Origin of the sequence: Streptococcus mitis (genome assembly GCF_965111725.1) — a bacterium.
Taxonomy (GTDB): domain Bacteria; phylum Bacillota; class Bacilli; order Lactobacillales; family Streptococcaceae; genus Streptococcus; species Streptococcus mitis_DV.
Window position 1 is genome coordinate 116,838 of sequence record NZ_OZ217341.1, and the last position, 25,971, is coordinate 142,808.

Annotated in this window: 28 protein-coding genes; 19 read left to right on the forward strand and 9 right to left on the reverse strand. The window is 39.4% G+C overall.

What is annotated here, in order from left to right:
• Window positions 1–38: 38 nt before the first annotated feature.
• Window positions 39–1,280, reverse strand: coding sequence for a Fic family protein (locus ACLV7Q_RS00615; protein ID WP_218757547.1), 1,242 nt, complete (start codon window positions 1,278–1,280; stop codon window positions 39–41).
• Between the two features lie 259 nt (window positions 1,281–1,539).
• Between ACLV7Q_RS00615 and ACLV7Q_RS00620 the strand changes: the two genes are divergently transcribed.
• The 3 genes from ACLV7Q_RS00620 (at window position 1,540) to ACLV7Q_RS00630 (ending at window position 5,740) form a co-directional block, all read left to right on the forward strand.
• The gene (locus tag ACLV7Q_RS00620) at window positions 1,540–2,595 is read left to right on the forward strand and encodes an AbiH family protein (protein WP_218757548.1); all 1,056 of its coding nucleotides are present in this window, start codon (window positions 1,540–1,542) and stop codon (window positions 2,593–2,595) included.
• Window positions 2,592–3,776, forward strand: coding sequence for a restriction endonuclease subunit S (locus ACLV7Q_RS00625; protein WP_218757549.1), 1,185 nt, complete (start codon window positions 2,592–2,594; stop codon window positions 3,774–3,776). Before ACLV7Q_RS00620 ends, ACLV7Q_RS00625 begins: the two co-directional genes overlap by 4 nt.
• A 362-nt stretch (window positions 3,777–4,138) precedes the next feature.
• Entirely contained in the window at window positions 4,139–5,740 is a 1,602-nt protein-coding gene (locus ACLV7Q_RS00630) for a type I restriction-modification system subunit M (protein WP_218757550.1), read from the forward strand.
• Between the two features lie 114 nt (window positions 5,741–5,854).
• Here ACLV7Q_RS00630 and ACLV7Q_RS00635 read toward each other — a convergent pair whose 3' ends face one another.
• From ACLV7Q_RS00635 to rpmF, 3 genes are all read right to left on the reverse strand, one after another.
• Window positions 5,855–7,339: an RNA-binding domain-containing protein gene (locus ACLV7Q_RS00635; RefSeq protein ID WP_218757551.1), complete on the reverse strand. Its 1,485-nt coding sequence runs from the start codon at window positions 7,337–7,339 to the stop codon at window positions 5,855–5,857.
• Window positions 7,340–7,778: 439 nt separating this feature from the next.
• Window positions 7,779–7,928 (reverse strand): 50S ribosomal protein L33, encoded by a 150-nt coding sequence (gene rpmG / locus ACLV7Q_RS00640; RefSeq protein ID WP_001265622.1) that lies wholly within the window; start codon window positions 7,926–7,928, stop codon window positions 7,779–7,781.
• Between the two features lie 15 nt (window positions 7,929–7,943).
• The gene (rpmF, locus tag ACLV7Q_RS00645; RefSeq protein WP_000290417.1) at window positions 7,944–8,126 is read right to left on the reverse strand and encodes a 50S ribosomal protein L32; all 183 of its coding nucleotides are present in this window, start codon (window positions 8,124–8,126) and stop codon (window positions 7,944–7,946) included.
• 230 nt (window positions 8,127–8,356) lie between these two features.
• Between rpmF and ilvD the strand changes: the two genes are divergently transcribed.
• Window positions 8,357–10,060, forward strand: a complete 1,704-nt coding sequence (ilvD, locus tag ACLV7Q_RS00650; RefSeq protein ID WP_218757552.1) for a dihydroxy-acid dehydratase — start codon at window positions 8,357–8,359, stop codon at window positions 10,058–10,060.
• A 212-nt stretch (window positions 10,061–10,272) separates the two neighbouring features.
• Here the strand turns inward: ilvD and ACLV7Q_RS00655 are convergent, their stop codons facing one another.
• Window positions 10,273–10,614, reverse strand: a complete 342-nt coding sequence (locus ACLV7Q_RS00655; protein WP_218757553.1) for a metal-sulfur cluster assembly factor — start codon at window positions 10,612–10,614, stop codon at window positions 10,273–10,275.
• 123 nt (window positions 10,615–10,737) lie between these two features.
• On the opposite strand from ACLV7Q_RS00655, the gene rgg reads away from it, so the two are divergent.
• The 15 genes from rgg (at window position 10,738) to ACLV7Q_RS00730 (ending at window position 21,589) form a co-directional block, all read left to right on the forward strand.
• Complete coding sequence (gene rgg, locus ACLV7Q_RS00660) at window positions 10,738–11,589, forward strand: quorum-sensing system transcriptional regulator Rgg (RefSeq protein WP_218757554.1); 852 nt, start codon at window positions 10,738–10,740, stop codon at window positions 11,587–11,589.
• Between the two features lie 200 nt (window positions 11,590–11,789).
• The gene (locus ACLV7Q_RS00665) at window positions 11,790–13,037 is read left to right on the forward strand and encodes a transporter (protein WP_218757555.1); all 1,248 of its coding nucleotides are present in this window, start codon (window positions 11,790–11,792) and stop codon (window positions 13,035–13,037) included.
• Window positions 13,038–13,114: 77 nt separating this feature from the next.
• Window positions 13,115–14,395, forward strand: a complete 1,281-nt coding sequence (gene hisS, locus ACLV7Q_RS00670; protein WP_138702568.1) for a histidine--tRNA ligase — start codon at window positions 13,115–13,117, stop codon at window positions 14,393–14,395.
• A gap of 144 nt (window positions 14,396–14,539) precedes the next feature.
• Window positions 14,540–14,854, forward strand: a complete 315-nt coding sequence (locus tag ACLV7Q_RS00675) for a hypothetical protein (RefSeq protein WP_218757556.1) — start codon at window positions 14,540–14,542, stop codon at window positions 14,852–14,854.
• 9 nt (window positions 14,855–14,863) lie between these two features.
• Window positions 14,864–15,070, forward strand: a complete 207-nt coding sequence (locus ACLV7Q_RS00680; protein WP_070479546.1) for a helix-turn-helix transcriptional regulator — start codon at window positions 14,864–14,866, stop codon at window positions 15,068–15,070.
• Window positions 15,070–15,258, forward strand: coding sequence for a hypothetical protein (locus ACLV7Q_RS00685; RefSeq protein ID WP_049513531.1), 189 nt, complete (start codon window positions 15,070–15,072; stop codon window positions 15,256–15,258). The genes ACLV7Q_RS00680 and ACLV7Q_RS00685 overlap by 1 nt, the downstream gene beginning before the upstream one ends.
• Entirely contained in the window at window positions 15,245–15,433 is a 189-nt protein-coding gene (locus ACLV7Q_RS00690) for a hypothetical protein (protein ID WP_001046123.1), read from the forward strand. The genes ACLV7Q_RS00685 and ACLV7Q_RS00690 overlap by 14 nt, the downstream gene beginning before the upstream one ends.
• 11 nt (window positions 15,434–15,444) lie before the next feature.
• A complete protein-coding gene (locus ACLV7Q_RS00695) occupies window positions 15,445–16,185 on the forward strand; it encodes a DUF3169 family protein (protein ID WP_218757557.1) in 741 nt (246 codons plus the stop codon).
• A gap of 10 nt (window positions 16,186–16,195) precedes the next feature.
• The gene (locus ACLV7Q_RS00700) at window positions 16,196–17,020 is read left to right on the forward strand and encodes an ABC transporter ATP-binding protein (RefSeq protein WP_218757558.1); all 825 of its coding nucleotides are present in this window, start codon (window positions 16,196–16,198) and stop codon (window positions 17,018–17,020) included.
• A complete protein-coding gene (locus ACLV7Q_RS00705; protein ID WP_218757559.1) occupies window positions 17,013–17,711 on the forward strand; it encodes an ABC transporter permease in 699 nt (232 codons plus the stop codon). Before ACLV7Q_RS00700 ends, ACLV7Q_RS00705 begins: the two co-directional genes overlap by 8 nt.
• Before the next feature lie 9 nt (window positions 17,712–17,720).
• A complete protein-coding gene (locus ACLV7Q_RS00710; protein ID WP_218757560.1) occupies window positions 17,721–18,362 on the forward strand; it encodes a CPBP family intramembrane glutamic endopeptidase in 642 nt (213 codons plus the stop codon).
• Between the two features lie 17 nt (window positions 18,363–18,379).
• On the forward strand, window positions 18,380–18,610 hold the full coding sequence (locus tag ACLV7Q_RS00715) for a hypothetical protein (protein WP_000832181.1): 231 nt from the start codon (window positions 18,380–18,382) through the stop codon (window positions 18,608–18,610).
• A 43-nt stretch (window positions 18,611–18,653) separates the two neighbouring features.
• Window positions 18,654–18,788 carry a hypothetical protein gene (locus ACLV7Q_RS00720; RefSeq protein WP_411865975.1) on the forward strand — a complete coding sequence of 45 codons (135 nt, stop codon included), beginning with the start codon at window positions 18,654–18,656 and terminating at the stop codon, window positions 18,786–18,788.
• Window positions 18,789–18,906: 118 nt separating this feature from the next.
• Window positions 18,907–20,670, forward strand: coding sequence for an aspartate--tRNA ligase (gene aspS / locus ACLV7Q_RS00725; protein ID WP_218757561.1), 1,764 nt, complete (start codon window positions 18,907–18,909; stop codon window positions 20,668–20,670).
• Window positions 20,648–21,589: a YitT family protein gene (locus tag ACLV7Q_RS00730; RefSeq protein ID WP_050261019.1), complete on the forward strand. Its 942-nt coding sequence runs from the start codon at window positions 20,648–20,650 to the stop codon at window positions 21,587–21,589. The genes aspS and ACLV7Q_RS00730 overlap by 23 nt, the downstream gene beginning before the upstream one ends.
• 107 nt (window positions 21,590–21,696) lie before the next feature.
• Here ACLV7Q_RS00730 and ACLV7Q_RS00735 read toward each other — a convergent pair whose 3' ends face one another.
• The 4 genes from ACLV7Q_RS00735 to ACLV7Q_RS00750 form a co-directional block, all read right to left on the reverse strand.
• Complete coding sequence (locus tag ACLV7Q_RS00735) at window positions 21,697–22,683, reverse strand: LacI family DNA-binding transcriptional regulator (RefSeq protein ID WP_001145438.1); 987 nt, start codon at window positions 22,681–22,683, stop codon at window positions 21,697–21,699.
• A gap of 9 nt (window positions 22,684–22,692) precedes the next feature.
• On the reverse strand, window positions 22,693–23,493 hold the full coding sequence (locus tag ACLV7Q_RS00740; protein ID WP_218757562.1) for a DUF1189 domain-containing protein: 801 nt from the start codon (window positions 23,491–23,493) through the stop codon (window positions 22,693–22,695).
• Window positions 23,494–23,753: 260 nt separating this feature from the next.
• Entirely contained in the window at window positions 23,754–24,596 is an 843-nt protein-coding gene (locus tag ACLV7Q_RS00745) for a sugar ABC transporter permease (RefSeq protein WP_001065647.1), read from the reverse strand.
• A 1-nt stretch (window position 24,597) separates the two neighbouring features.
• Window positions 24,598–25,890, reverse strand: coding sequence for a carbohydrate ABC transporter permease (locus ACLV7Q_RS00750; RefSeq protein WP_218757563.1), 1,293 nt, complete (start codon window positions 25,888–25,890; stop codon window positions 24,598–24,600).
• Between the last annotated feature and the right edge of the window lie 81 nt (window positions 25,891–25,971).

The following is a 25,971-nucleotide window of genomic DNA, read 5'->3' on the forward strand; positions in this document are numbered from 1 at the left end:
GCTAGTTTCCTAGTTTGCTCTTTGATTTTCATTGAGTATTAAAAATGGTCAGAAAGATAATGTTGGGAAGGTTTTCTACCAATTAGGGTCAAAATTCCCCTCTCTTCAAGATGCAAGAAAGCATCCTTAACCTTTTTCTTAGAGTAATGATGGTTGGACTGATTGGCCAGTTGGATGATGCTTCTATCTTCTATACCATCTCTCTTATCATCGACAAAGAGCTTGGACTGAGCGAGGAGAAACAAGATGTATTTCTCGACTTCTTCCAGCCCTTCTGTTTGCTCTATCTTAACTTTATAGCGATGCAGTTGCTCTTGTTTTTCAAGGAGGGTTTGGATAATATTTTCCTGTCCTTCCTTGATAAAAGTCAACAAGGTTTCAACGAAGAAGGTAGCATCGGCACGGTTGAGATGATCACCAGTATTCCTAAAAGCCTTATAATAGTCTTGTTTATGGTGATTGATTTGTTGGGACAAAACTAACCCTGAAAATTTATCGAGCTTTCTAGACAAGTACTTGGCAAGGATATAGCGGCCTGTCCGACTGTTACCGTCATAGAATGGATGTATATTTTCAAAAAAATAGTGTCCAGCACAAGCCTTGACAAGGTTTGGGATAGAATGGTCGTTTATAAAACGAATCCACTCTGTCAGCATGACCTGAATCTGTTCCTCCTTTTGAGGTGGGATATAGATGACTTTGCCAGTCTTGTCGTCTTGGATAAAGACCGATTTCTGTCTAAAAAACTCTCCATCGAGTTCATCCTCTGGCGAGATTTCTCCTTGTGTTAATTGGTCATAAATCCCTCTGATATCTTCAAGAGATTGGATTTGGAGAAATTCATCCTTCAAGATTTGTTGGTACATTCGCAAGGTGGAAAGATGTTTGATTTGTTCGGTCTTGTAGGGGTCTTCCTCTAGGAGTTTCTCCACATCGACCAACTCTTTACGAGTTGTATGGATACCTTCGATTTCATTTGTGGAAATAATCGATTGGTAGAGTTGTTCTTTATAAAACTGATCGTGGGCAATCTTAGGGAGGGTACCAGCTATTTCGCTAATTCGTTGAGACTGCTGTGAGATAGTTTCCATCAGTTGGGAAATCCCAAGATGCAGGGTAACAAATAGAGGGTATTGACTTGTTTTGACAGTATCGCGTTGCATTAAATGAGGATAAAGAGATGTCCTAATGGAGCTGTATCCCTGTAAGCGTAATTGATACTCTTCCTCATATTGGTCACGATGACTGTAGTAGATTTTTTTAAGTTCTCTATAGTTCATATGTAGTCATCCTCGCATTTCAACGTTTTTTAACATTATATCACAAAATAAGCCTATCTATTGTTTCAAAATAGGGAAAATTGAAGAATAGGATAGCATAGTTGCATATCTAAAGTGCAAAAATGACCAAAATTGAACAATAGAATTAAGACATTGATACCCTAAAGTGAAAAAATAGGTAAAATTGAAGAATAGAAATCAAAAAAGAAAACTTAAAGTGTAGAAATAAGAAAATGGAGTAATAGAAAGGGGGGATAGAGTGGAGAAATTATTTATTATCGGAAATGGTTTTGATATGGCACATGATTTGAAGACGAATTATCTATATTTCAAGAAGTTCGTTTATCAGCAGGCTTATGGGAAAGATGAACTGTTAGAGTCGTTGCAAACAGTAAAAGGAATTTGTGACTTTTTTAGGGAAAAGGATATTGAAATTCAAGAACAACATCTATGTGCCAAGGAAGATGAGTTGAGAGATATATATGGATATTCTCTTTCTAAAATTAGAAATGGTCAGTTAGATAAACATGAACGGTATCAATTTATTTATCGACATATGATGCAGTTAATGGGATTAGAAAATTTTTGGTCTCAGTTTGAGCATGATTTAGGTTGGATAAATGAGGTGAAAATTATACTGTCGTCTTGTGGTCTAGAAGAAGCTGAGGAGTTGGCAACGATTCTTGAAAAATTTCTAATAGCAGACATTGAAAACTTATTTAGGGAATGGGTTCAATGTTTTATTCTTGAATGGGATAATATGCCTTCTAATCTAAAAAAACTAAAACGAAAGAAATCTGTTGAACACAATAAAAATGCCTACTTTTTAACTTTTAATTATAGTATGTTGTTAGAGGATTTCTACGGTATAAATTCTGAACAAATATGTCATATACATGGAAGCATTTCTGAAAATAAGCTAATATTTGGACATAATCGTGAAATGGATTCTTATGATGAATCTATACAAAATGATCCAACTGCGGTACGTGACTTTCTTTATAATTTAGTTGATTTGACTAGAAAGCCTGTCCATCAGCAACTTAGAAAACATGAATACTTTTTCAAAAGTTTAAGTTCTATCAAAGAAATCTATTTCATTGGTTTTAATATTCGGGATGAGAATGGAGTGGATGCTCCTTACTTTAAAGAAATTTTTAAACAGGCACCGGATGTGAGCATTTATGTAGACCAGTTCGATAAGCAGAATGAATATACTATTAAGAAAACACTTAAGGCATGGGGTGCTCGTAAAGCTTATCAATTGCAATTTATAGATACAAATAAAGATGAAATAGTTGGAGGAGTAATATGACAAAAAAACCAAGCTATCGCTTTACGGGGTATACTGAAGTTTGGGAAGAGAAGAAGTTGGGAAATCTTGGGTCAGTTGAAATGTGTAGGAGGATTTTCAAAGAGGAAACTTCTGCGGAGTTTGAAATTCCTTTTTTCAAAATTGGTACTTTTGGAGGGGAAGCTGATACTTATATAACTAGAGAAAAATTTGAAGAATATAAAACAAAATTTGCTTATCCTCAAAGAGGAGATTTACTGTTATCTGCTTCAGGAAGTATTGGCCGCGTTGTTGAGTACGATGGAGATGAAGCTTACTACCAAGATTCAAATATTGTTTGGTTGAATCACCATGGTAAAATTAACAACAAGTTTCTTAAAGCTTTTTATAAGATTGTATCTTGGTCAGGAATTGAAGGAACTACAATAAAAAGATTATACAATAAGAATATTTTAGAGACATATATTTCCCTCCCCTCCCTCCCCGAGCAAACTGCCATCGGTTCTTTCTTCCAAGATATTGACCAGCTCATTAGCCTTCAACAGCGTAAGTTAGAGGTGCTCAAAGAGAAGAAGAAAACCTACCTCAAACTCCTCTTCCCAGCCAAAGGACAAACCAAACCAGCCCTTCGCTTCGCAGGATTTGAAGATGAGTGGAAGGAAGTGAAGTTGGGGGAAGTGTGTTCTATTAAAGGAGGAAATGCATGGAAGTCAGAGCATTATTCCACAGATGGTAAATATTTGGTAGTTACTATTTCAAATGTAAAAGGGAATGAGTATATAGATGATACATATGGAAATCGAATTGATACTGTAGAAAGTCAGTTTATCTTAGAACAGGGAGATATATTAATCTCGCTAACAGGTAATGTGGGACGTGTATCCAAGATGACAGAGGTAGCAGCGGTGTTAAATCAGCGTGTTGGGAAATTGGCCACGAATCAAAGTAATAATTTCCTGTTCACGTTATTAAGCAATAGAAATTTTGAAAAAGAGATGGTTTTATCTTCTCAAGGAGCTGCACAGGCAAATATTTCAAATAATGATGTATTAAATTATAAAACATCTTTCCCTTCTCTCCCTGAACAAGAAGCCATCGGTTCTTTCTTCCAAGACCTAGACAAGGCCATTGCCAAGCAAGAGGAAAAAGTCAACCAGTTCAAAGAAAGCAAACAAACCCTACTCAGAAAAATGTTTATCTAAGATACAAAGACCGTAAAAAGCCCAGTGATTCGTTTTTAAAAGAATTTATTGTAAAATGAGCGCGAACGAAGTGAGCTTTTAGAGGATATTTTCCGCCATGGTGGTATCCTATACAATAACAAAGTTATTGTATAGGACGGGATTTTTGAGAGTAAAATAGTTCGGGGAACTATTTTAGCCTGAGCATGTCAATGAAAGGGCGAAGGGCTCAAAAATTAGGGATGAAATTCCTTGGATTTCTAAAATCATCCACTGGATAATTTTACCTCCCGTCCGTACTATTTAAGGAAGATATAAAAAGAAAAATATTTTAAAACATGGAATACTACTAACAACATAAATTGAAATTGATAGGAGACCCTATGTCACAAACAGATTTATCAAGAGAACTCTACCAATCCCTCTGGAATGCGGCAGATATCCTGCGTGGCCAGATGGAAGCCAATGAATATAAGTCCTACCTCTTGGGCTTGATTTTCTACAAGTACCTATCCGACAACATCCTCCAAGCCGTCTGTGATAACTTGGACGAGACCTTTGAGTCCTTCCAGCAAGCGCAGCTTCTCTATGAGGAAAACTTTGCGGATGCAGATGTCCGTGAAGACCTCATCGAGGTTCTAAATGACGAGTTGGGCTATGTGATTGAGCCTTCTCTAACCTTTACCAAGCTGGTTCAGTCTATCCATGAAGGCACCTTCCAGCTAGAATCTCTAGCCCAAAGTTTCCGTGATATCGAGCAGGCCAATGAAAAATTTGAAAATCTTTTCGAAGATATTGACCTCTATGCGAAAAAGCTAGGAAACACCCCACAAAAGCAAAACAAGACTATCTCTGAGGTTATGAAACAGCTCAACGACCTCAATGTCTCTGGTCATGCTGGTGATATTTTGGGTGATGCTTATGAGTACTTGATTGGCCAGTTTGCCAGTGATTCTGGGAAAAAGGCTGGAGAGTTCTATACACCTCAAGCGGTTTCACACCTCATGACTCAGATTGTCTTTGCAGGGCGTGAACATCAAAAGGGGATGTCGGTTTACGACCCGACTATGGGTTCTGGTTCTCTCTTGCTCAATGCCAAGCGCTATAGTAAGGAAGCTTCGACGATTTCTTACTACGGTCAAGAGTTGATTACTTCGACCTTCAACCTTGCTCGTATGAATATGATGCTTCATGGGGTTGCGATTGAGAACTATCATCTCAGCAACCACGATACCCTAGACGAAGATTGGCCAACTACGGAGCCGACAGACTTTGATGGGGTTTTGATGAATCCACCCTATTCACTGAAGTGGTCAGCAGATAGTGGCTTCCTGCAAGATCCTCGCTTTTCAAGTTATGGAGTTCTTGCACCTAAGTCCAAAGCAGATTTTGCCTTCCTTCTTCACGGTTTTTACCACCTCAAGCATAATGGTGTCATGGCCATCGTTCTTCCTCACGGAGTCCTCTTTCGAGGAGCAGCCGAGCAAAAGATCCGCCAGCACCTGCTAGAAGAAGGCGCTATTGATACAGTTATCGGCTTGCCGGCAAATATCTTCTATAATACCTCTATCCCGACAACCATTATTATCCTTAAAAAGAATCGCACCAATAAGGATGTCTTCTTTATTGATGCCTCAAAAGAGTTTGAAAAAGGGAAAAATCAAAACAATATGACCGAAGACCATATTGCCAAGATTTTGGAGACCTATCAAAAACGCGAGAATGTCGAGAAGTTCGCCCATCTAGCCAGCTTTGAAGAGATTGTTGAAAATGACTATAACCTCAACATTACACGCTATGTCGATACCTTTGAGGAAGAACCCGTTGTTCCCCTAGCCGACCTCGCAGACCAACTCGCAGAGATTGATAAAGAGATTGGAGAGGTAGAAGCTAGACTCGCACACATGCGCAGCCAACTAGTAGGCACAACACCAGAAGCCCAAGCAGAATTAACCGCCTATCTCGAAAAGTTGAAAGAAATTTAGAGAGTAGGGGAAGAATGAAAAGACGCAGGCCGATTTGAGCCTGCGTTTTGGTTTCCGAAAATTTGGGAAAAGACAATATTATTTCAAAAATTTTTAGGAATGAAAATAAAATATTTAATATTTAGTCATGAAATCTCCAAGATTTTTGATTTGTTGTTTAATGATGTGGTATTGTTCAGTTGAGCTTTTAGGGAGAACATATCTTGTAGATCGTCCCTTACCTTCTATCTCAATATACTTTTTATTTTGTAGAGATTTCAAATTTTCTCTAAATTTATACTCAGTCATGAGAGAATTTTCGAGGACATCATTTTTAGTAATGCTACCATTTTTAATGATATATTCAAGTATTATCTTTTCATTATCTGATGTATCCGCATAAGAAGACAATAAGTCTACTTTCCAGATTGTAATAACAGTACTATCAAAGGTAGTGCTTACCTCAGGGATTTTTAGTTTATACTTTTCGGAAATATCAAAAATTTTTGGTCCACCTGATCCAGCTTTTTCGGACATCCCAATTCTACGGAATAATGAAGAGATTGTACTATTTCGCGTTTTGGAAGTTCCGCCATGTATAAATTCGGGAATAGAAATTTTCATCTTACCTGGATTTTTAAATTCATAGAAGTCTTGATAAGCTGTAATAACTATAGGAGAATCAAAGTCATAGTAAGCATGCATTAAGCAGTTTACTAAAGCTTCACGTATAGATTCAGATAGGTCTTTCTTGAATGGTAAACGGTGGGCAGATTCGTTATTAAACTCAAATCTATCATTTGTTGTAGTAGTTAATTTCTTATATGCTAAATTGAAAAAATCAAACATGTTTAAATCAGGGTACATCATATCCCCTGTTGAAATTCTATCGTTCCACCTAGTTGAAAGGGAGGTATCTTTTTCAAAATAGTCTAATTGAAATTTGGGATAACGAGAAATGATAGAATTGTACTTTCCAAAAAATATTAGTCCTCCTGCGGTTAATTTATATGTATTATCAATCCTGTCTTTTTTAAATACACCAATTTCGATTAGAAAATTTCTCAACGAAATGCTATTATATTTTGTATTACCAGTAAGTTCAATTAATAATTGCTTGTAATGTTTTATTGTATCTAAATTTAAATCATTTTCGTCAAAATTATTAAGTAACTCACTATCAATATCATCATGAGAACTAGTCATCAGATATTTAAGTTCTTCTTTATCAAGTCGAACATCGCCTTCACCTAATCTTTTATATGACTCACGATAATCATTTTTTAGATGGACAGGTTTTTGGTGAGGATTCGCTTCTCTTACAGTGATTACCATGAGTTGTTTATTTTTGCCTGGAATGTCAATGTATTCAATATCATTATCGGTAAGTAAGTTACAGCTAACTTTTTGTTTGTTTGCGACTAAAGCGAATAAATTGTCTCGTATTTTTTGAGGATTATTGACTCCTTGGTAGGGGTCAATATTTTTTTCGTCTATCCCGAGAATTATTTTCCCGCCATTTGTATTTGCAAACGCTGAGTAGGTTTCCCAGAAAGATTCTGGAAGATCGTTTTTAGCTTTTTTGTATTCTAAATCAACCCCTTCAAATTTTAAGTCCATATTTTCCCTTCCTAAAATATAATGTTGCTTAAATTTATTTTTTTAAATGATTGTCACGCGAAAAAGTAAATTTGATAGATAATTAAAATCTTTGATTTCATCGTATTTCTAAGATATATTTTAAAATATTCACGCGAAAATCACGCGAAAATCGCGCGAATATTTGTAATCAAAATTCAATTGAAAAATGTAGAATTTTCAATAATAAAATAGATGGATTTAAAATCTATTTTATTATAACACAGAGATAAGAAAAAATAGATAGTGAGACGAGTTTAAATAGGATTACTCGTTATGAAATGTTAATTACTTTTGATGGCTTAACAAATATTATCAATAATGTAGTCATTCGAATAATTTCCCTTGCAATGTACTGAAATTAACAAAAAGAAAAAACGCTTGAATGCGTTTTTCTTCTGTATTGATTCGTATTGAATGCTTACTTAACCTCTGTAAACACAACGTGTTTGCGAAGTTTTGGTGAGTATTTCTTCAATTGAAGACGGTCTGGAGTGTTACGTTTGTTTTTAGAAGTAAGGTACAAGCGTTCACCAGATTCTTTGTGTTCAAGTGTAATATTTACGCGCATGGTATCTCCCTTCTATTATTCAGCTGATGCAGCTTTAGCGATTTTACGTCCTTTGTAGTATCCTTTAAGTGATACACGGTGAGAACGTGAGTAATCTCCAGTAGTTTCGTCAAAGTTTACAGATGGAGCTGTTACTTTGTAGTGTGTACGACGTTTGTTTTTCTTCGCTTTTGAAGTGCGACGTGCAGGTACTGCCATTTTGATTTCTCCTTTAGGTATTTATATTCGATTCAATCTACTGATTTTCATCAACCATACTAGGATAACACATTTTTTTTGTAAAGTAAAGTTACTTGACAAAAAAAGATGAAAAAATTAAAAGGTCATCAACAAAATTGATCGAAATTTTCTGAAAATTCAAGAATTTTCTTCTGTTCATTGCTTTTAAAATGTGCTATAATAGTAAAAACTGAAATGGGAGGGAACAAATGACTGAATTAGATAAACGTCACCGCAGTAGCATTTATGACAGTATGGTAAAATCACCAAACCGTGCTATGCTTCGTGCGACTGGTATGACAGATAAGGACTTTGAAACACCGATTGTGGGAGTGATTTCGACTTGGGCGGAAAATACACCATGTAACATTCACTTGCATGATTTCGGGAAACTGGCTAAAGAAGGTGTCAAATCTGCAGGTGCTTGGCCTGTGCAGTTTGGAACTATTACTGTAGCGGACGGGATTGCTATGGGAACGCCTGGTATGCGTTTCTCTTTGACATCTCGTGATATCATTGCAGACTCAATCGAGGCGGCTATGGGTGGTCACAACGTCGATGCCTTCGTCGCTATCGGTGGCTGTGATAAGAACATGCCTGGTTCTATGATTGCTATTGCTAATATGGATATTCCAGCTATTTTCGCTTATGGTGGAACTATTGCACCGGGAAATCTTGATGGCAAAGACATTGACTTGGTTTCTGTTTTTGAAGGTATCGGAAAATGGAACCATGGGGACATGACAGCTGAGGACGTGAAACGTCTTGAATGTAATGCCTGCCCTGGCCCTGGTGGTTGTGGTGGTATGTACACAGCTAATACCATGGCGACTGCTATTGAAGTTCTAGGTATGAGCTTGCCAGGATCTTCATCTCATCCAGCTGAATCAGCTGATAAGAAAGAAGATATCGAAGCAGCAGGACGTGCTGTAGTTAAAATGTTGGAGCTCGGTCTCAAGCCATCAGATATCTTGACTCGTGAAGCCTTTGAAGATGCCATTACTGTGACTATGGCTCTCGGTGGTTCTACAAATGCTACTCTTCACTTGCTTGCCATTGCCCATGCTGCCAATGTTGACTTGTCACTTGAAGACTTCAATATGATCCAAGAGCGTGTGCCTCACTTGGCCGACTTGAAACCATCTGGTCAGTATGTCTTCCAAGACCTCTACGAAGTCGGTGGTGTGCCTGCGGTTATGAAGTACTTGCTGGCAAATGGATTCCTTCACGGGGACCGTATCACATGTACGGGTAAGACTGTCGCTGAGAACTTAGCTGACTTTGCAGACCTTACACCAGGTCAAAAAGTCATCATGCCACTTGAAAATCCAAAACGCGCGGACGGTCCGCTTATCATCTTGAACGGGAACCTTGCTCCTGACGGTGCGGTTGCCAAGGTGTCAGGTGTTAAGGTCCGTCGTCACGTTGGACCAGCTAAGGTCTTTGACTCAGAAGAAGATGCTATTCAGGCCGTTCTGACAGATGAAATCGTTGATGGTGATGTAGTCGTTGTTCGTTTCGTTGGACCTAAAGGTGGTCCTGGTATGCCTGAGATGCTGTCACTTTCATCAATGATCGTTGGTAAAGGTCAAGGAGACAAGGTTGCCCTCTTGACAGACGGCCGTTTCTCTGGTGGTACTTATGGTCTGGTTGTTGGACATATCGCTCCTGAAGCTCAGGATGGTGGCCCGATTGCCTACCTTCGTACAGGCGATATCGTTACGGTTGATCAAGATACTAAAGAAATTTCCATGGCCGTATCTGAAGAAGAACTTGAAAAACGCAAGGCAGAAACAACCTTGCCACCGCTTTACAGTCGTGGTGTCCTCGGTAAATATGCCCATATCGTATCATCTGCTTCACGCGGAGCTGTGACAGACTTCTGGAATATGGACAAGTCAGGTAAAAAATAAACTCATACTCTTCGAAAATCTCTTCAAACCACGTCAATGTCGCCTTGCCGTAGGTATGGTTACTGACTTCGTCAGTTCTATCCACAACCTCAAAACACTGTTTTGAGCAACCTGCGGCTAGTTTCCTAGTTTGCTCTTTGATTTTCATTGAGTATCAAAAAGCAAGCCAACTTCGGCTTGCTCTTTTTCATCTTCAAAAGTGATTTGCCTGCTTAACGAGGTGGCAGTCCAAGGGCAATACGGCCGTAGCGACTGATTCGTGTGATTTTCCAAGCAGGCGACCAGGTAACTTCAACCTTGACATCTTCGATACCCTCGATTTGTTTCAGACCTGCGACGATTTCGATAGGCAGGCTTTCGGCACAATCGCAGGCAGTGTCGGTGAAGGTCATGACAATCTTACAGAGACCCGTTTCGTCCAGATTGATTTCATAAATCAGTCCTAGATTGTAAACATCCAATTCCACATCTGTATCAAAAACCTTCTCTAGTTTTTCGATAATTTGGTCTTGCAAGGCCAAAGCACGGTCATTGATTTTGATATTCTCTCTCATTACAGTCCCTCCACGTGATAAATATCCTCTATTTTCTCATAATTCTGACAATTTGGCAAGTTTTTGATGAATTTTCTGAAAAATATGATAAAATGAAGAAAATACTGAATCAAGGGGAAGCCTATGGAGCAGATTGGAAAAGTCTTTAGACAATTACGAGAGTCAAGAAATATCTCGCTGAGACAAGCAACTGGGGGACAATTTTCGCCGTCTATGTTATCTCGCTTTGAAACTGGTCAGAGTGAGCTTTCGGTGGAAAAGTTTTTATTTGCCCTAGAAAACATATCTGCCAGTGTGGAGGAAATCCTCTTTCTGGCGAGAGGTTTTCAGTATGATACAGATTCTGAGTTGAGAAAAGAAATCATAGATGTCTTGGATCCAAAGAATATAGCTCCGCTTGAGGACTTGTATCGCAGGGAGTATCAAAAGCATGCCCATTCTCAAAACAAACAGAAACATATTCTAAATGCCATTCTTATCAAGTCTTATATGAAGAGCATGGATGATACGGTTGAGTTAACAGCAGAGGAAGGGAAAGTCCTTCATGATTATTTGTTTTCTACCGAGATCTGGGGAATCTATGAACTCAATTTATTTTCAGTCAGTTCACCATTTTTATCTGTTTCTCTTTTCACTAGGTATGTTAGAGAGATGGTACGTAAATCTGATTTTCTAATGGAAATGTCTGGTAATCGAAACCTTTTTCACACTATACTATTGAATGGCTTTTTAGCCAGCATTGAGTGTGAAGAATTTACCAATGCCTCTTATTTTAAACGTGTTATCGAAGAGCATTTCTACAAGGAAAATGAGACCTATTTCCGAATTGTCTATTTGTGGGCGGAAGGTCTCCTTGATAGCAAGCAGGGCAGAGTCAAGGAAGGTCAGAAAAAGATGGAAGATGCTGTCCGTATTTTTGAGATGCTTGGCTGTAATAAATCTGCCGAATACTATAGAAAAACGACTGATTGTTGAATATCTGCAAACTAAGAAAATCATTTGAAATTTTAAGCGATAGAACTGTTGGGCTCTCTCGTGTCACTGGAGAAATTTTATCGTTTCTTTTTGCTCATTTTATTTGTTGCATATATTCAAAAGTTTTTTCTCTAGAATTTCTAAGTGCTATACTATAGTCATACTTCACATAGAAGTTCGAACAAGAAGGGAGATTATCTATGAAACTATTGTTCAGAAATCAAGCTTATCGACTCTTAACTTTGTCACGCTTCTTCAATGCTTTTGGTGCTTCGATTTTTAATCTGGTATTTATCGTCTATGCATCGACCTTGCCACAAGCCTCTTTTGCTGTTGCTATGGCGAATATTGTCATGATTCTTCCGACTCTCTTTACAGTTTTTGTAGGGATTCGGGCAGATTACACGAGGGACAAGGTCAAATGGATGGTCTATAGCGGTTTGTTTCAGGCGGTTTTATTTTTTCTAGCAGCCCTAGTTGTTCAGCAAGCTAGTCTCTTTGCCTTTTCTAGCCTGTGTTTGATCAATGTCATTAGTGATGTCATCAGTGATTTTGCTGGTGGTTTGCGCATGCCTCTTATTAAGGAAAAAGTAGCTGAAAATGATTTGATGGAGGCTTACTCTTTTTCCCAGTTTATCACCTATATTTCAGCCATTGGTGGTCAAGCTTTCGGAGTGTGGCTCTTAGGGCTATCGGTCAATAATTTTTCTCTCGTTGCGGGAATCAATGCCTGTTTCTTCCTAGTATCAGCCGTTATCCTCTTTTTAGGAAAAAGCAAATTGAGCCTGTCAATTTCATCTCCTGATGGTGAATCACTAAAAAATGAGAAGCTTTCTATCAAAGACCAGTTCCTAACGATTTATCGGAATTTACGTCTCGTTTTTCTTAAAGGTGGACAGAAAAACTTTGGTTTTATGCTCTGTGCTGTCTTGCTTATCAATGCCTTGGGTGGCGCTTTAGGAAGCATCTATAACATCTTCTTTTTGAGCCATTCTCTTTTGGACTTTTCTTACACAGAGGCATTATTTATTAGTCAATTCTGTGCTTTGTTAGCAATCATCATCAGTAGCCTTACGGGCAATGATTATTTTGGGAAGCAGTCCTTGCCTAGATTGATGATGTGGGTGACCGTAGGACTCAGTCTAGTTGGTCTAGCTAATTTATTCAATCAAGTCGTACTTGGTTTACTATTTATCTGTTCAACTCTGTATGTGTCTGGTAAAGTTCAACCAAAGATTAGTGCCTTGCTCCTGAAAAATCTAGCTCCAGAGGTTCTAGCTCGTACCAGTAATTTTTTAGGTTTATTGTTCACCTTATCCATACCTGTGGGGACAGCTTGTTTTTCACTTATAGCTGTATGGAATATACAGTTGACTTGGATGCTATTTGTTGGTCTTTCCTTGCTAGCTATTCTTTTGACAGGTCTTAATCTCAAAAATGATATTTGAATCCTAATTTTATTCTTACTGTTTTAATCCCTCTATTTATGGTAAAATAAGACTATTAAGTTTAAAGAGGATTCCCTATGAAATTACAAAAACCAAAAGGAACGCAGGATATTTTACCTGCTGAATCTGCCAAGTGGCAGTACGTTGAGGGCTTTGCCCGTGAAATTTTCAAGCGCTATAACTATGCAGAAGTGCGCACGCCTATTTTTGAGCACTACGAGGTTATCAGTCGCTCTGTCGGAGACACAACCGATATCGTGACCAAGGAAATGTACGATTTCTATGACAAGGGTGACCGCCATATTACCCTCCGTCCAGAAGGAACAGCGCCAGTTGTCCGTTCCTATGTGGAAAATAAACTCTTCGCTCCAGAAGTGCAAAAGCCAAGTAAGTTCTATTACATGGGCCCAATGTTCCGCTATGAGCGTCCGCAAGCAGGGCGTTTGCGCCAATTCCATCAGATTGGGGTTGAGTGTTTTGGCTCTAGTAATCCAGCTACCGATGTGGAAACAATCGCGATGGCAGCCCATTTCTTGAAAGAAATCGGTATCCAAGGTGTCAAATTACATCTTAACACTCTTGGAAATCCTGAGAGCCGTGCGGCTTATCGTCAGGCCTTGATTGACTATTTGACACCGCTTAAGGAGACCTTGTCTAAGGATAGCCAACGTCGTTTGGAGGAAAATCCTCTCCGTGTCTTGGACTCTAAGGAAAAAGAAGACAAGGTAGCAGTAGAGAATGCGCCTTCTATCTTGGATTTCCTTGATGAAGAAAGCCAAGCTCATTTTGATGCTGTGCGTCAGATGTTGGAAAATCTTGGAGTAGACTATATCATCGATACCAATATGGTGCGTGGTCTGGACTACTACAACCACACCATTTTTGAGTTTATCACTGAGATTGAGGGCAATGACTTGACAGTCTGTGCGGGTGGTCGCTACGATGGTTTGGTTGCTTACTTTGGTGGTCCTGAAACTGCTGGATTTGGTTTTGGACTGGGTGTAGAGCGCCTGCTTCTCATCCTTGAAAAGCAAGGTGTGACTCTCCCTATCGAAAATGCCCTAGATGTCTATATTGCGGTCTTGGGTGAAGGAGCAAATGTTAAGGCCTTGGAATTGGTACAAGCTCTTCGCCAACAAGGATTCAAAGCAGAGCGTGATTACCTCAACCGTAAGCTCAAAGCTCAGTTCAAGTCAGCCGATGTCTTTGCGGCTAAGACTCTTATCACCCTAGGCGAGAGCGAAGTTGAAAGCGGACAAGTGACAGTCAAGAACAACCAAACCCGAGAAGAAGTGCAAGTATCACTTGATGCAATCAGCCAAAACTTCTCAGAAATCTTTGAAAAATTAGGCTTTTAATAGTAGAAAAACTGGTCAGGGAATTACTCCTGACCTTTTTCTTTTGCAAAATGACAAAAATCATAAACTTTTTGACAAATATACTTGTCAAAAAGAAAAAGATGTGTTACAATATAAGCAAGTTAAGAAATAGGAGGGAGCCACATGTGGGTATGGATTTTGTTTCCTTTTCTCGTCTTGATTTATATGAGTCAATCTAAGAAAATCAAGCGGTTAGAGAAGAGGTTAAAGGTAATCGAAAGAAAAGAGAAAGGAAATATAGAAATGTCAAGATTATTGCAAGAAATGATTGGAAAGAAACCAACAATCATTGGAGAACTATTTGGAACAAATTTTTGGGAAGTTGTGGATGTTGATGAGGAATGGGTCAAGCTACGATATGTAGACAATACGGGAAAAGAAAAAATCAAGTTGCAACGTATTGAGGATATTCAAACCGTTGAATTTGACGGAGAGTAGGTGTGTGACATGCAACTAAAAAATCGTCTAAAAGAGCTGCGGGCTCGCGATGGCCTTAATCAAACCGAACTAGCCAAGCTAGCAGGGGTTTCCAGACAGACCGTTAGTCTACTAGAACGGGACGAATACACCCCGTCCATTATCATTGCCCTGAAAATATCTCAAATTTTCAACGAAACAGTCGAATCAGTATTTCGCTTGGAGGAGGACGAGTGATGAACAAGTATAAAGTGATTTATTACATGAGTGTTCTTGCCCTCATTGTGAATGCTTTCGCTATGATTGGAACATTACTGGGGTGGTTCTATTTTGTTGAAAGTAAGTATTTATTTTGGGTTAACTTAGTCCTCTTGTCCATTTTCAACTGGTTGAAGAAGAAGGAGAAAAATGATGAACAAGTATAAAGTGATCTATTATGTAGTTGCCATAGCTTTATTAGTCAGCCTGTGTCTACTAATTGGAACAAATCTAGGATGGTTTGATCTCTATTACAGCGACCAATTTATCTGGGCCTACTTTGCTCTTATCCCAGTCGTTGACTGGATTGAAAAGAAATCCAAAAATTTAGCAAGTAAATAAGGAGAATGAATATGGAAAAGAAAAAGAAACGTGGATTGTTGTTTTTAATGGTTGTTGTCTTGGGATTTTTCTTGGGCATTTTTGTAGGGATGTTTAAGGCTGTTGCCGAATCCCACGGAATTATGTTAGATGTAAAAATCTTGATACCCTGGCTATCAGCTATTTGTTTAGTGTTAGGTTTCATTAGCATTCTTTTGACATTCAATTTCCTAAAGAAAAGCAGAAAATTTCATTCCTTGTATCAAGAGGAAATGGATGATGATCTGAATGAAAGCTATTATGTGCAAATGTATCGGAATCTCGAGTTTGGAACCATTGCTTTTAATATTGCAAGTGTAGCGATTTTATTGGCTCTTTTCATCTCAGGTAGTGAAGCGGTTGTACTAAATGGAAGCCATATAACCTTATCTCTTTCTTTTTTGGCATTAGTGCTGATTTTCAGTGTTCAAAAATATCTTTTCAAGACGATTTCGATTGTTCGTCAGTTTGATTTGGCATTTTTCTCTATTCCAAAGGATATGTTAGATTATGTCAATTCTTACGATGAAGGAGAACGACAAGCTAATTTGGAACAGAGTTTTCGGATTTTATTCCAATTAAACCAATATATTTTACCAGGTTTGTATATTTTGATTGATATTGTTTCTGTACTTACGGGAGAAATTCAGTTATTAGGTCTTTTAGCTGTAGCTGTAGTCCATGTTTATATCAATATAATGTATATACCTATGGTAAAACGCTACTTCAAATAAAGGAGTTTCTATGATTCGTGTTGAAAATGTAAGCAAAAGTTTTGGGAGCAAAAAAGCTCTTCACCAGATTTCTTTTGAGATTAAGGAGGATGAAATCTTTGGTTTTCTTGGCCCTTCTGGCTCAGGTAAAACAACCATGATCAATGTCTTAACAGGACAGTTGGCTGCAGATCAAGGTAAAACAGTTTTGTTAGGCAAGAATTCTCAAGATTTAACCTCAAATGATTTGGAACAAATTGGTATTGTTAGTGATGGCAGTGGCTTTTATGAAAAGATGAGTCTTTACAAAAATCTGCTCATTTACGCTAAGTTATATGGTCTCAAGTCAGATAGAGTAAATCAGGTACTCCAACAGGTTGGATTGGCAGATGCTAAAGATATTATCGCAGAAAAACTATCTACAGGAATGAAACAACGAATGTTCTTGGCTCGTGCCCTTCTGAATGCTCCTAAGATTCTCTTTCTTGATGAGCCAACCAGTGGCTTAGACCCTACAACATCCAAGATGATTCATACCCTACTTCAAGAATTAAAGCAGGCGGGGACAACTATCTTTCTGACCACGCATGATATGAATGAAGCAACTCTGCTTTGTGATCGCTTATCTCTTTTAAATAAGGGAAACTTAATAGAGTATGGAAGTCCGCAAGATATTATCCAGAAGTACCATGTGGATAAGAAAGTACGTGTGGTTTATAACGATGGACGAGAACAGATAGTTCCATTTGAAGAATTACCACATTTAGACACGACAGATTTGATGGTGGTTCACTCTTGTGAGCCAACTCTAGAAGAAATCTTTATCAGATTGACAGGAGAAAAGTTAGATGTTTAGAAAATTAAATGCCCTACTATGGTTAAGAGTACAAGTTCTTATTAGCAATTCAAGTTTGTTAGCAACTTTATTGATGCCTTTTGGTATTGCTGTTTTATATAATGAATTTTCAAATAAGAATGGACAATTGAGCCTATTTTTACTATCTGCTAGCTTGACGATGGTCTTGAGCATGGGAAGTGGTTATATGGTATCGATTATGATGGCAGAAGATAAGGAAAAACGAAATCTTAAATCACTCATCCTAAGTGGTGTGACAGCAACAGAATATACTTTCAGTATGCTTGTTCTCCCTATTCTGATAATGTTACTTGCTATGATTGTACTTCCCATCTATCTTAAAGTAGATGTATCTGGTTATTTATTTGCCTACGTTATCTATTTGCTCCTAGCAACTATTAGTATTATTTTTCTCAACCTTCTAATCGGTGCGGTGTCAGATACTCAATCTAAAGCGCAAGTTTATAGTATCTTCCCTATGTTAATTGTCTCTTTTTTACCTATGATTGCTTCTCAAAATGATACGGTTCAAAAAGTGTTGGATTACTCGTTCGTTGGTCCTATTGTAAATCTTTTAAATAAAAAAGGTGGAGAAATATCTTTTTCTAACATCGGCATGTTACTTGCCTGGGTACTTGTGTTAGGAATAGCAAACCTCTTTGTATTGAAAAACAGCTATAAAGCAAGATAGGAGAACTTTATGAAACTACTTAAAAACCTTGGCTGGTTTCTTCTAGCCATTCTATCCTTTTTATTCATCTATGGCTTCATTCAGGGGCTCGCGACCTCTTCGCTTGCCTTAGGTGCTTCACCTTATGCTGTGACCTTGCTCTATGTGGCCTTGGCTGGAGTTTATGTGTACGGTATTTACAAATGGTATCAGAAAGCTCCTGTTCGTATTGAGAAGAGTGGCTTTAACCGATTTATTTGGCTTCCTGCCTTGGTTTGGTTCTTATCTCTGGTTGTCCAGTTTTTCTTGCCAAATGATCCTTCAGTAAATCAACAAATAGCGACAGACTTGACCTTGTCTCAACCACTCTTCTCCTTCTTTGCGGTCGTTATTTTTGCTCCTTTGACGGAAGAACTTATCTTTAGAGGGATGTTAGCACGCTACCTCTTTCCTAAGCAGGACAATAGTAAACAAACTCTGATTTTTCTTCTGGTATCTAGTCTTCTGTTTGCCTTGATTCATTTCCCAGGTGATGTGCAACAATTTTTTGTCTATTTTAGCCTTGGTTTTAGTTTGGGCTTGGCTTATATTAGCAGAAAAGGTCTGGTCTACAGTATTTCTCTCCACGCTTTGAATAATTTAGTCGGCTTTTTAATGATTCTCATGCTATAATAGAGTCAGGAGGTCACATGAAACGAGTAATTTTATTAGCAGTGATTCAAGCAGTTGTTCTATTTTTCATTATCGGGGCACTAGCTTATGCCTTCAAAGGCGATTTCTTCTACAACTATCTAGCAGTTGTCTTTGCCCCTATTGCAGGTGTACTGCGTTTTGGGACGGCTTACATAACGGAAATTGTCTTGCCTCGAAAGGCAGCCGAAATTGCTGAAAAGCGTAAAGCAGGCAACAATTCAAAATAAAAGAGTCCGGTGAAATTTTCATCGGATTTTTGTATTATACTCAATGAAAATCAAAGAGCAAACTAGGAAGCTAACCGCAGGTTGCTCAAAACACTGTTTTGAGGTTGTGGATAGAACTGACGAAGTCAGTAACCATACCTACGGTAAGGCGACGCTGACGTGGTTTGAAGAGTGTTAGCGTTAATTTTTAGGTCCTTCACTTGATTTTTAAAGTCAGGCAAACTTTTCTGATGATTTTCATGAAGAGCCTGCGCTTTTATGGTAAAATAGTAACAGAATAAAAGAGGAGAGAAACAATGAAACGTAGTATGTATGCTGGTCGTGTTCGTGAGGAACACATCGGACAAGAAATAACCTTGAAAGGATGGGTTGGCCGTCGTCGTGACCTCGGTGGTTTGATCTTTATCGACCTTCGTGACCGTGAAGGAATCATGCAGTTGGTTATCAACCCTGAAAAAGTATCTGCAGAGGTTATGGCGACAGCTGAAAGCCTTCGTAGCGAATTTGTTATCGAGGTGACTGGACAGGTCGTTGCGCGTGAGCAAGCCAATGATAAGTTGCCAACTGGTGCAGTTGAGTTGAACGTGACAGCTTTGACAGTGCTTAATACAGCTAAGACAACCCCATTTGAGATTAAGGATGGCATTGAGGCCAATGACGATACACGTTTACGTTACCGTTATCTTGACCTTCGTCGTCCAGAGATGCTGGAAAATCTTAAACTTCGTGCCAAGGTGACCCACTCTATCCGTAATTACTTGGATGAGTTGGAGTTTATCGACGTGGAGACACCATTCCTTTCTAAGTCAACGCCAGAAGGGGCGCGTGACTATTTGGTGCCATCTCGTGTTAATAAAGGGCATTTCTATGCTCTTCCACAAAGTCCACAAATCACTAAGCAGCTCTTGATGAATGCTGGATTTGATCGTTATTACCAAATCGTTAAATGTTTCCGTGATGAGGACTTGCGCGGAGACCGCCAGCCTGAGTTTACTCAGGTCGACTTGGAAACGTCTTTCCTTACTGAGCAAGAAATCCAAGATATCACAGAAGGCTTGATTGCGCGCGTGATGAAAGAAACTAAAGGCATCGAAGTGACACTTCCATTCCCTCGTATGAAATACGATGATGCGATGGCTCTTTACGGTTCTGACAAGCCAGATACCCGTTTTGATATGTTGCTTCAGGACTTGACAGAAGTGGTCAAAGGTGTAGACTTTAAAGTCTTTTCAGAAGCACCTGCTGTAAAAGCCATTGTGGTCAAAGGGGCTGCGGATAACTATTCACGTAAAGACATCGACAAGATGACGGAAGTAGCCAAACAGTACGGTGCCAAAGGTCTTGCTTGGGTCAAGGTGGTTGATGGAGAATTAAACGGACCAGTTGCTAAGTTCTTGACTAGCATCCAAGCAGAATTGACAGCAGCACTTGCGCTTGAAGATAAGGATTTGGTTCTCTTTGTGGCAGATACGCTTGAAGTGGCTAATGCAACGCTCGGTGCCCTTCGTGGACGTATTGCCAAAGAGCTTGGCTTGATTGATAACGATAAATTCAACTTCCTTTGGGTGGTTGACTGGCCAATGTTTGAATGGTCTGAAGAAGAAGGCCGCTACATGAGCGCCCACCATCCATTCACACTTCCACAGGAAGAGACTGCTCACGAATTAGAAGGTGATTTGGCTAAGGTTCGTGCCATTGCTTACGATATTGTCTTGAACGGTTACGAACTTGGTGGTGGTAGCCTTCGTATCAACCAAAAAGACCTTCAAGAACGCATGTTCAAGGCTCTTGGTTTCTCAACTGAAGAAGCCAATGACCAGTTTGGCTTCCTTCTTGAAGCCATGGACTATGGTTTCCCACCACACGGTGGTTTGGCTATCGGGCTTGACCGATTTGTCATGCTCTTAGCAGGGGAAGAAAATATCCGTGAAGTCATTGCCTTCCCTAAAAACAACAAGGCAACTGACCCAATGACACAAGCTCCTTCAACAGTAGCTCTTAAACAACTAGAGGAACTCAGCTTACAAGTAGAAGAAGATGAAACAAGCAAAACGAATTAAGCGGTGGCGCTATTATCTGCGCCGCTTTGCTTATCAGATAAAAATTTTACGTGTCTTACAAAGCATCTCTCGGGAAAAATATGATGAGAAGATTTCGGCCTCTCTGGTCTATGGATTTCTATCAGCAGTAGCGGTCAATTTCTTTTTCCAACCAGGGCATGTGTATTCGAGTGGTGCGACAGGTCTGGCACAGATTATCTCTGCCTTGAGTAATCACTGGTTTGGTTTTCATATTCCGATTTCGCTGACCTTCTACGCCATTAACTTCCCTTTGATGGTCTTAGCTTGGTATCAGATTGGCCATAAGTTCACCGTCTTTACCTTTATCACGGTATCTATGAGTTCCTTCTTTATCCAGTTTGTCCCTGTGGCAACCTTGACGGAGGATCCTATTATCAATGCCCTTTTTGGGGGCGTTGTCATGGGCTTGGGGATTGGTTTTGCCCTTCGCAACAATATCTCCAGTGGTGGAACGGATATAGTCAGTCTGACCATTCGCAAGAAAACGGGTAAGAATGTTGGTAGTATTTCTTTCTTGGTAAATGGGACCATCATGCTGATAGCAGGTTTGACCTTTGGTTGGAAATACGCTCTCTACTCTATGATTACCATCTTTGTCTCTAGCCGTGTGACAGATGCGGTCTTTACTAAGCAAAAGCGTATGCAGGCCATGATTGTGACCAATCATCCAGACAAGGTAATTGAGAAAATCCATAAAAAATTGCACCGCGGAGCAACCATGATCCACGATGCAGAAGGAACCTATAATCATGAGAGAAAGGCAGTTTTAATCACTGTCATTACACGTGCAGAGTTTAATGAATTTAAACAGATTATGACACAAGTGGATCCGGGCGCCTTTGTCTCTGTATCGGAGAATGTTCATATTCTAGGAAGATTTGTTGAGATAGATAACTAGTGACTAGTACTTAAAATGAGTCTTCCCATAATAAAACGCATAGTATCAAGGTTTTCAAGACCTGATAGTATGCGTTTTTTGCTTTTAACGACTTTTTGCCCAGTCTCTTATTTTTCAATAATTTTGTGGGCGATTAACTGGCGGTAGCAGATTTGTCTATTTTCTTTAGAATCATTGATGATGCAGAGAATAGTTTCTAAAGAAGTGCGTCCGAGGGCTAGGCTATTGATATCTATATAGGCTGCCAAATTGAGCTTGGGATTGACTGAGTCGAAACTGAGAACAGGGACATCCAGTTGGTGTTTGGCAATATAGTCACAGACTCCTTCGGCTAGGAGGCTATCGGTTGTGATGATGGCATCAATTTGTGGATCGTGCTTGAATAATCGCTTGCTAAATTTATAGCCCTTTTCTTCCAGAAACTCGTCTGCAAAGTAGATGCGATTGTTGTCAGTGGTAAGTTTGTAATGTTTAAGCGCCTGTTCATAGCCTGTTAAACGGTCTTTGGTCACGAAGAGCTTTTTACTTCCTCCGATAAAGGCAATGCGTTTGCAGCCTTTTTTGATGAAATATTCTGTCGCATCAAAACCAGCTTGAACGTTGTCATTATCGACAAGTGGGATGAAAGGAGATAGAGATTTACCTAAGATAAGGAAGGGGAACTGTTCTTCTGCTACGAGTTTTACAAGAGGGTCTTCTTCTTGGGCATAGAGAAAGATTAGCCCATCTACACGCTTGCCGTAGACCATTTGTGAAATAGCGTTGAGACGCTCCTTCTCATCTTTTCCTGTTGCTATCTGAATGGCATAGTGGTTTTCAGATGCGACTTGAGAGATACCACGTAGAACTGATGGAAAGAAAGGATTCTGGTAGAAGGCGTCTGAGTCATCAGGAAGAACTAAGCCGATAACTTGCGTATAACTGCTTACCAAGCTACGAGCGTTGAGGTTTGGGTGGTAGTTGAGTTCCTTCATAGCCTTGCGAACGCGTTTTTTTGTTTCGTCGCTAATGGTTGATTTATTTTGAATAACACGGGTTACGGTTGAAGGTGAAACACCAGCAGCCTTGGCCACGTCTTTAATCGTAACGGGCATAAAAATCTCCTATTTATGGTAATCTGGATCACGGAAATGTGTTTTATAAAAGATAGTGACCAGATACAGAACAAAAAGAATGTTTTGTACAGTAATCAGGGTTGTCATATTTTGGCCAAATAATCCCAAAATAAGTGTAATCAGAGTTGGTAATCCTAAACAGTTCAAGATAAAATGGTAGCACTCTTTAAAGGTTCTAAATGAAAAGAGGCGTGATTTCTTAGTGATATAAAGGAGAAGACTAGCTCCTAGAGAGACGATAAAGAAATTCAAACCAAAGAGGAAGCTAGCACCGAGAACTAGGAAGAGACTGATATAGACACGATTTTGTTGGTACCAGTCTTTAGAAATTGCTTGGGTCAAGCTGTCTTTGCTTTTGAAACTCTCAGTCTGAATAGCTCGGTAAGAGACGCGGGTCAGTTCTTTGCTTTCCTTGCTGATGACCAGCTCATTTGTATCGAAATGCAGTTGCAAGTCCTTCGGGAACTCCTTACTTGGGCTTGGACCGATCACAATAGAAGGCGCTTGATTAGTTGTTCCTGTATAAGTTAAGTTGCCATCAATAATTCTAGCATGCTCAGAGAGATCCTGGACAACCTCATCTGTCAATGGTTCATAGACATTATCGATAAAGGTTTCTAGCGGATAAGTCTCCTGTGAGCTGTTTTGGATGGCAATGGGTACCATCGACAAGCTGATAAGGAAGATACTGGTAAAGAGAAGTTGAAACCAGTTGAGCCCGAAACGTTTGGACAGGGGCTTACGAAATCCCCAAATACTTGAAAAATAGGAAAATGGATATGGAAGCATAGGTATCTTTCTAAAAGGTGTTTTCTATATGAGTATTATTATATAGAGAAATGTGCTTTATTTCAAGTCTAGGAGAAAATTGCTTGTTGTAAGGATCTTACTTACAGTAACAATCGCTAATACTCAATGAAAATCAAAGTGCAAACTAGAAAGCTAGCCGCAGGTTGATCAAAACACTATTTTGAGGTTGCAGATGGAAGCTGACGTGGTTTGAAGAGATTTTCGAAGAGTATAAAATGAAAAAGGGTGGCGGGGATATATTATCCCTTGTCGCCACCACTTGTAAGTCCTGAAACAAAGTTCTTTTGTAGGAAGAAGAAGAGAATACAGATTGGAAGGGCGATGAGGATAGCACCTGCTGAGAAGTAGGCAATCTTCAAGTTTTTCACATTGCTGACGAAGGTTTGGAGACCTACGGCAACAGTAAAGTATTCTTTCTCACGAAGCAAGAAACTAGAGAGGATGTAGTCTCCAAAAGGTCCCATGAAGGCCCAGAGAGCTTGTACGGCAACCATTGGGCGAACAAGTGGAAGAACAATTTGCCAGAAGCGGCGGAAGTGTCCTGCACCGTCTAGTTTTGCAGATTCGTCTAAAGACATTGGCACTGTATCGAAGTAGCCTTTCATGAGCCAAGCATTCATCGGGATACCACCACCAACGTAGAGGAAGATGAGGAACCAGCTGTGGTTAAGGGCGTTCAACATAAGCGCCATAACGAAGAAGGCTGTCAAAGCGGCCATGGTTGGCACCATTTGGATAATCAAGAAGAAAACCAAACTTTGTTTACGAGCCAAGAAGTTATAACGGCTGTAAGCATAACCAGCAAGTACGATGATACTTGTTTGAACAGCCATGGTAATCAAGGCGATAATCAAAGTGTTGAGGTACCAAGTGCCGTACAAGGTTTCAGTGAAGAGGCCTTTAAAGTTATCAAAATTGAGGTCGATGTTAGTATCTAGTTTAAAGGCTGAGACGTTACCTGCTTTAAAGGCTGACATGATGGTAATCAAAAGTGGATAGATAATGACAATTGATAGACCAATCAGGTAAAGGTAAGTAAGGGTTTGAGTCAGTCTACGTTTGAGTTTAATTGAGTTATTCATCTTAGACGTCCTCCATATCAAATGCGTGTAGTTTCTTGAATGCGATCATAGAGATTGAGATGACAATGATAGAGATAATCAAGGTAACAGCTGCCGCCATTGAGTATTGAGGAGATGTACCTGTTGTCAAACGGTAGATCCATGAGATCAAGATATCGGTTGAACCAGCTCCACCACCGACACTACCAGGTCCTCCACCATTGAAGAGGTACATGATAGAGAAGTTGTTAAAGTTGAAGGTGTATTGACTGATCAAAGTAGGTGCCGCAACAGCCAAGATCATTGGGAAAGTGATGTTGCGGAATTTTTGCCAAGCATTAGCACCGTCAATATAAGCTGCTTCGTAAAGGTCGTTAGGAATAGATTGCAAGATACCTAAAGTCAAAACGTAGATGTATGGGAATCCGAGCCAACCTTGCATCATAATCAAGGCAATCTTAGTCCAAGTAGGGTCTGTTTTCCAAGGGATAAGAGCTCCATCAAGGAAAGGAAGGAATTTAGCCAAGATTGGCAATACTTGAGTGTTGATAGCTCCGACACTATCGTTAAACATGTTTGAGAATGTCAAGATAGTGATGAAGGCTGGGACAGCCCAAGGAAGAAGGAAAATAACACCAAAGATACGTTTTCCTTTGATAAATGGTTGGTTAGCAATGATAGCTGTGAAGATACCAATTACGATTTGTAAAGTAGAAGCTGCCAAAGCCCAGATGATAGTCCAAGAAAGAACAGACCCAAAGGCTGAACGGAAGGTACTCAAGCTCCAGATATTACTAAAGTTTGTCAAACCAACCCAGTCCAACAATTTGTTTGGTGGTAAGTGTTGGAAGTCATAGTTAGTAAAGGCGATCATCAAGGTTACGATAACTGGGAAGATAATCGCAAAAGTCATGGCAACATAAGATGGAATAATCAAGAGGTAAGGGAAGCCATTTTCATAGATTCCTTTGATCATTTCTTTGAGGGTACGTGGAACTGGAATTCCATTGTTAATGCGTTTTGCAATCGTATGTGCATCTTTAATATTTGCGAAATAAAAGAGTACATAAACGACTACAAAGATTAAATGGAAGGCACCGCGAATCAGCATAAAGAGGGAATTGTCACGACCTGGCTTGTCACCAAGAGTGATGAGGTTGCTCAATTCAGGGGCTGCAAGTGCTAGGAAGTAAAGGACAAATACGATGGTTACACCAAGGAAGATAAAACCTTTGGCTTTTTGTTTATTGTAAATCTGTCCTAACCCAGGAATGATAGACAGCAGGGCTGCTTTACTAGGTTGTTGCTTTTCCATAATAACTCCTTTCATAGGATACCGCTTTTTATAAGAAAGCTAAATTATTTGTGTTTCTATTGATAAATTCAAAGGGGGATT

Excerpts from the sequence above, each read along its gene's own strand:
- ACLV7Q_RS00720 (WP_411865975.1), top strand. The coding sequence starts at position 18,654 with ATGAAAATCAAAGAGCAAACTAGGAAGCTAACCGCAGGTTGCTCAAAA.
- ilvD (WP_218757552.1), top strand. The coding sequence starts at position 8,357 with ATGACTGAATTAGATAAACGTCACCGCAGTAGCATTTATGACAGTATG.
- ACLV7Q_RS00625 (WP_218757549.1), top strand. The coding sequence starts at position 2,592 with ATGACAAAAAAACCAAGCTATCGCTTTACGGGGTATACTGAAGTTTGG.
- ACLV7Q_RS00705 (WP_218757559.1), top strand. The coding sequence starts at position 17,013 with ATGTTTAGAAAATTAAATGCCCTACTATGGTTAAGAGTACAAGTTCTT.
- ACLV7Q_RS00615 (WP_218757547.1), bottom strand. The coding sequence starts at position 1,280 with ATGAACTATAGAGAACTTAAAAAAATCTACTACAGTCATCGTGACCAA.
- ACLV7Q_RS00690 (WP_001046123.1), top strand. The coding sequence starts at position 15,245 with ATGAACAAGTATAAAGTGATCTATTATGTAGTTGCCATAGCTTTATTA.
- ACLV7Q_RS00675 (WP_218757556.1), top strand. The coding sequence starts at position 14,540 with ATGTGGGTATGGATTTTGTTTCCTTTTCTCGTCTTGATTTATATGAGT.
- ACLV7Q_RS00740 (WP_218757562.1), bottom strand. The coding sequence starts at position 23,493 with ATGCTTCCATATCCATTTTCCTATTTTTCAAGTATTTGGGGATTTCGT.
- ACLV7Q_RS00695 (WP_218757557.1), top strand. The coding sequence starts at position 15,445 with ATGGAAAAGAAAAAGAAACGTGGATTGTTGTTTTTAATGGTTGTTGTC.
- ACLV7Q_RS00715 (WP_000832181.1), top strand. The coding sequence starts at position 18,380 with ATGAAACGAGTAATTTTATTAGCAGTGATTCAAGCAGTTGTTCTATTT.
- ACLV7Q_RS00710 (WP_218757560.1), top strand. The coding sequence starts at position 17,721 with ATGAAACTACTTAAAAACCTTGGCTGGTTTCTTCTAGCCATTCTATCC.
- ACLV7Q_RS00750 (WP_218757563.1), bottom strand. The coding sequence starts at position 25,890 with ATGGAAAAGCAACAACCTAGTAAAGCAGCCCTGCTGTCTATCATTCCT.
- ACLV7Q_RS00680 (WP_070479546.1), top strand. The coding sequence starts at position 14,864 with ATGCAACTAAAAAATCGTCTAAAAGAGCTGCGGGCTCGCGATGGCCTT.
- ACLV7Q_RS00655 (WP_218757553.1), bottom strand. The coding sequence starts at position 10,614 with ATGAGAGAGAATATCAAAATCAATGACCGTGCTTTGGCCTTGCAAGAC.
- aspS (WP_218757561.1), top strand. The coding sequence starts at position 18,907 with ATGAAACGTAGTATGTATGCTGGTCGTGTTCGTGAGGAACACATCGGA.
- ACLV7Q_RS00745 (WP_001065647.1), bottom strand. The coding sequence starts at position 24,596 with ATGAATAACTCAATTAAACTCAAACGTAGACTGACTCAAACCCTTACT.
- rpmF (WP_000290417.1), bottom strand. The coding sequence starts at position 8,126 with ATGGCAGTACCTGCACGTCGCACTTCAAAAGCGAAGAAAAACAAACGT.
- ACLV7Q_RS00635 (WP_218757551.1), bottom strand. The coding sequence starts at position 7,339 with ATGGACTTAAAATTTGAAGGGGTTGATTTAGAATACAAAAAAGCTAAA.
- hisS (WP_138702568.1), top strand. The coding sequence starts at position 13,115 with ATGAAATTACAAAAACCAAAAGGAACGCAGGATATTTTACCTGCTGAA.
- rgg (WP_218757554.1), top strand. The coding sequence starts at position 10,738 with ATGGAGCAGATTGGAAAAGTCTTTAGACAATTACGAGAGTCAAGAAAT.
- ACLV7Q_RS00685 (WP_049513531.1), top strand. The coding sequence starts at position 15,070 with ATGAACAAGTATAAAGTGATTTATTACATGAGTGTTCTTGCCCTCATT.
- ACLV7Q_RS00665 (WP_218757555.1), top strand. The coding sequence starts at position 11,790 with ATGAAACTATTGTTCAGAAATCAAGCTTATCGACTCTTAACTTTGTCA.
- rpmG (WP_001265622.1), bottom strand. The coding sequence starts at position 7,928 with ATGCGCGTAAATATTACACTTGAACACAAAGAATCTGGTGAACGCTTG.
- ACLV7Q_RS00700 (WP_218757558.1), top strand. The coding sequence starts at position 16,196 with ATGATTCGTGTTGAAAATGTAAGCAAAAGTTTTGGGAGCAAAAAAGCT.
- ACLV7Q_RS00630 (WP_218757550.1), top strand. The coding sequence starts at position 4,139 with ATGTCACAAACAGATTTATCAAGAGAACTCTACCAATCCCTCTGGAAT.
- ACLV7Q_RS00735 (WP_001145438.1), bottom strand. The coding sequence starts at position 22,683 with ATGCCCGTTACGATTAAAGACGTGGCCAAGGCTGCTGGTGTTTCACCT.
- ACLV7Q_RS00730 (WP_050261019.1), top strand. The coding sequence starts at position 20,648 with ATGAAACAAGCAAAACGAATTAAGCGGTGGCGCTATTATCTGCGCCGC.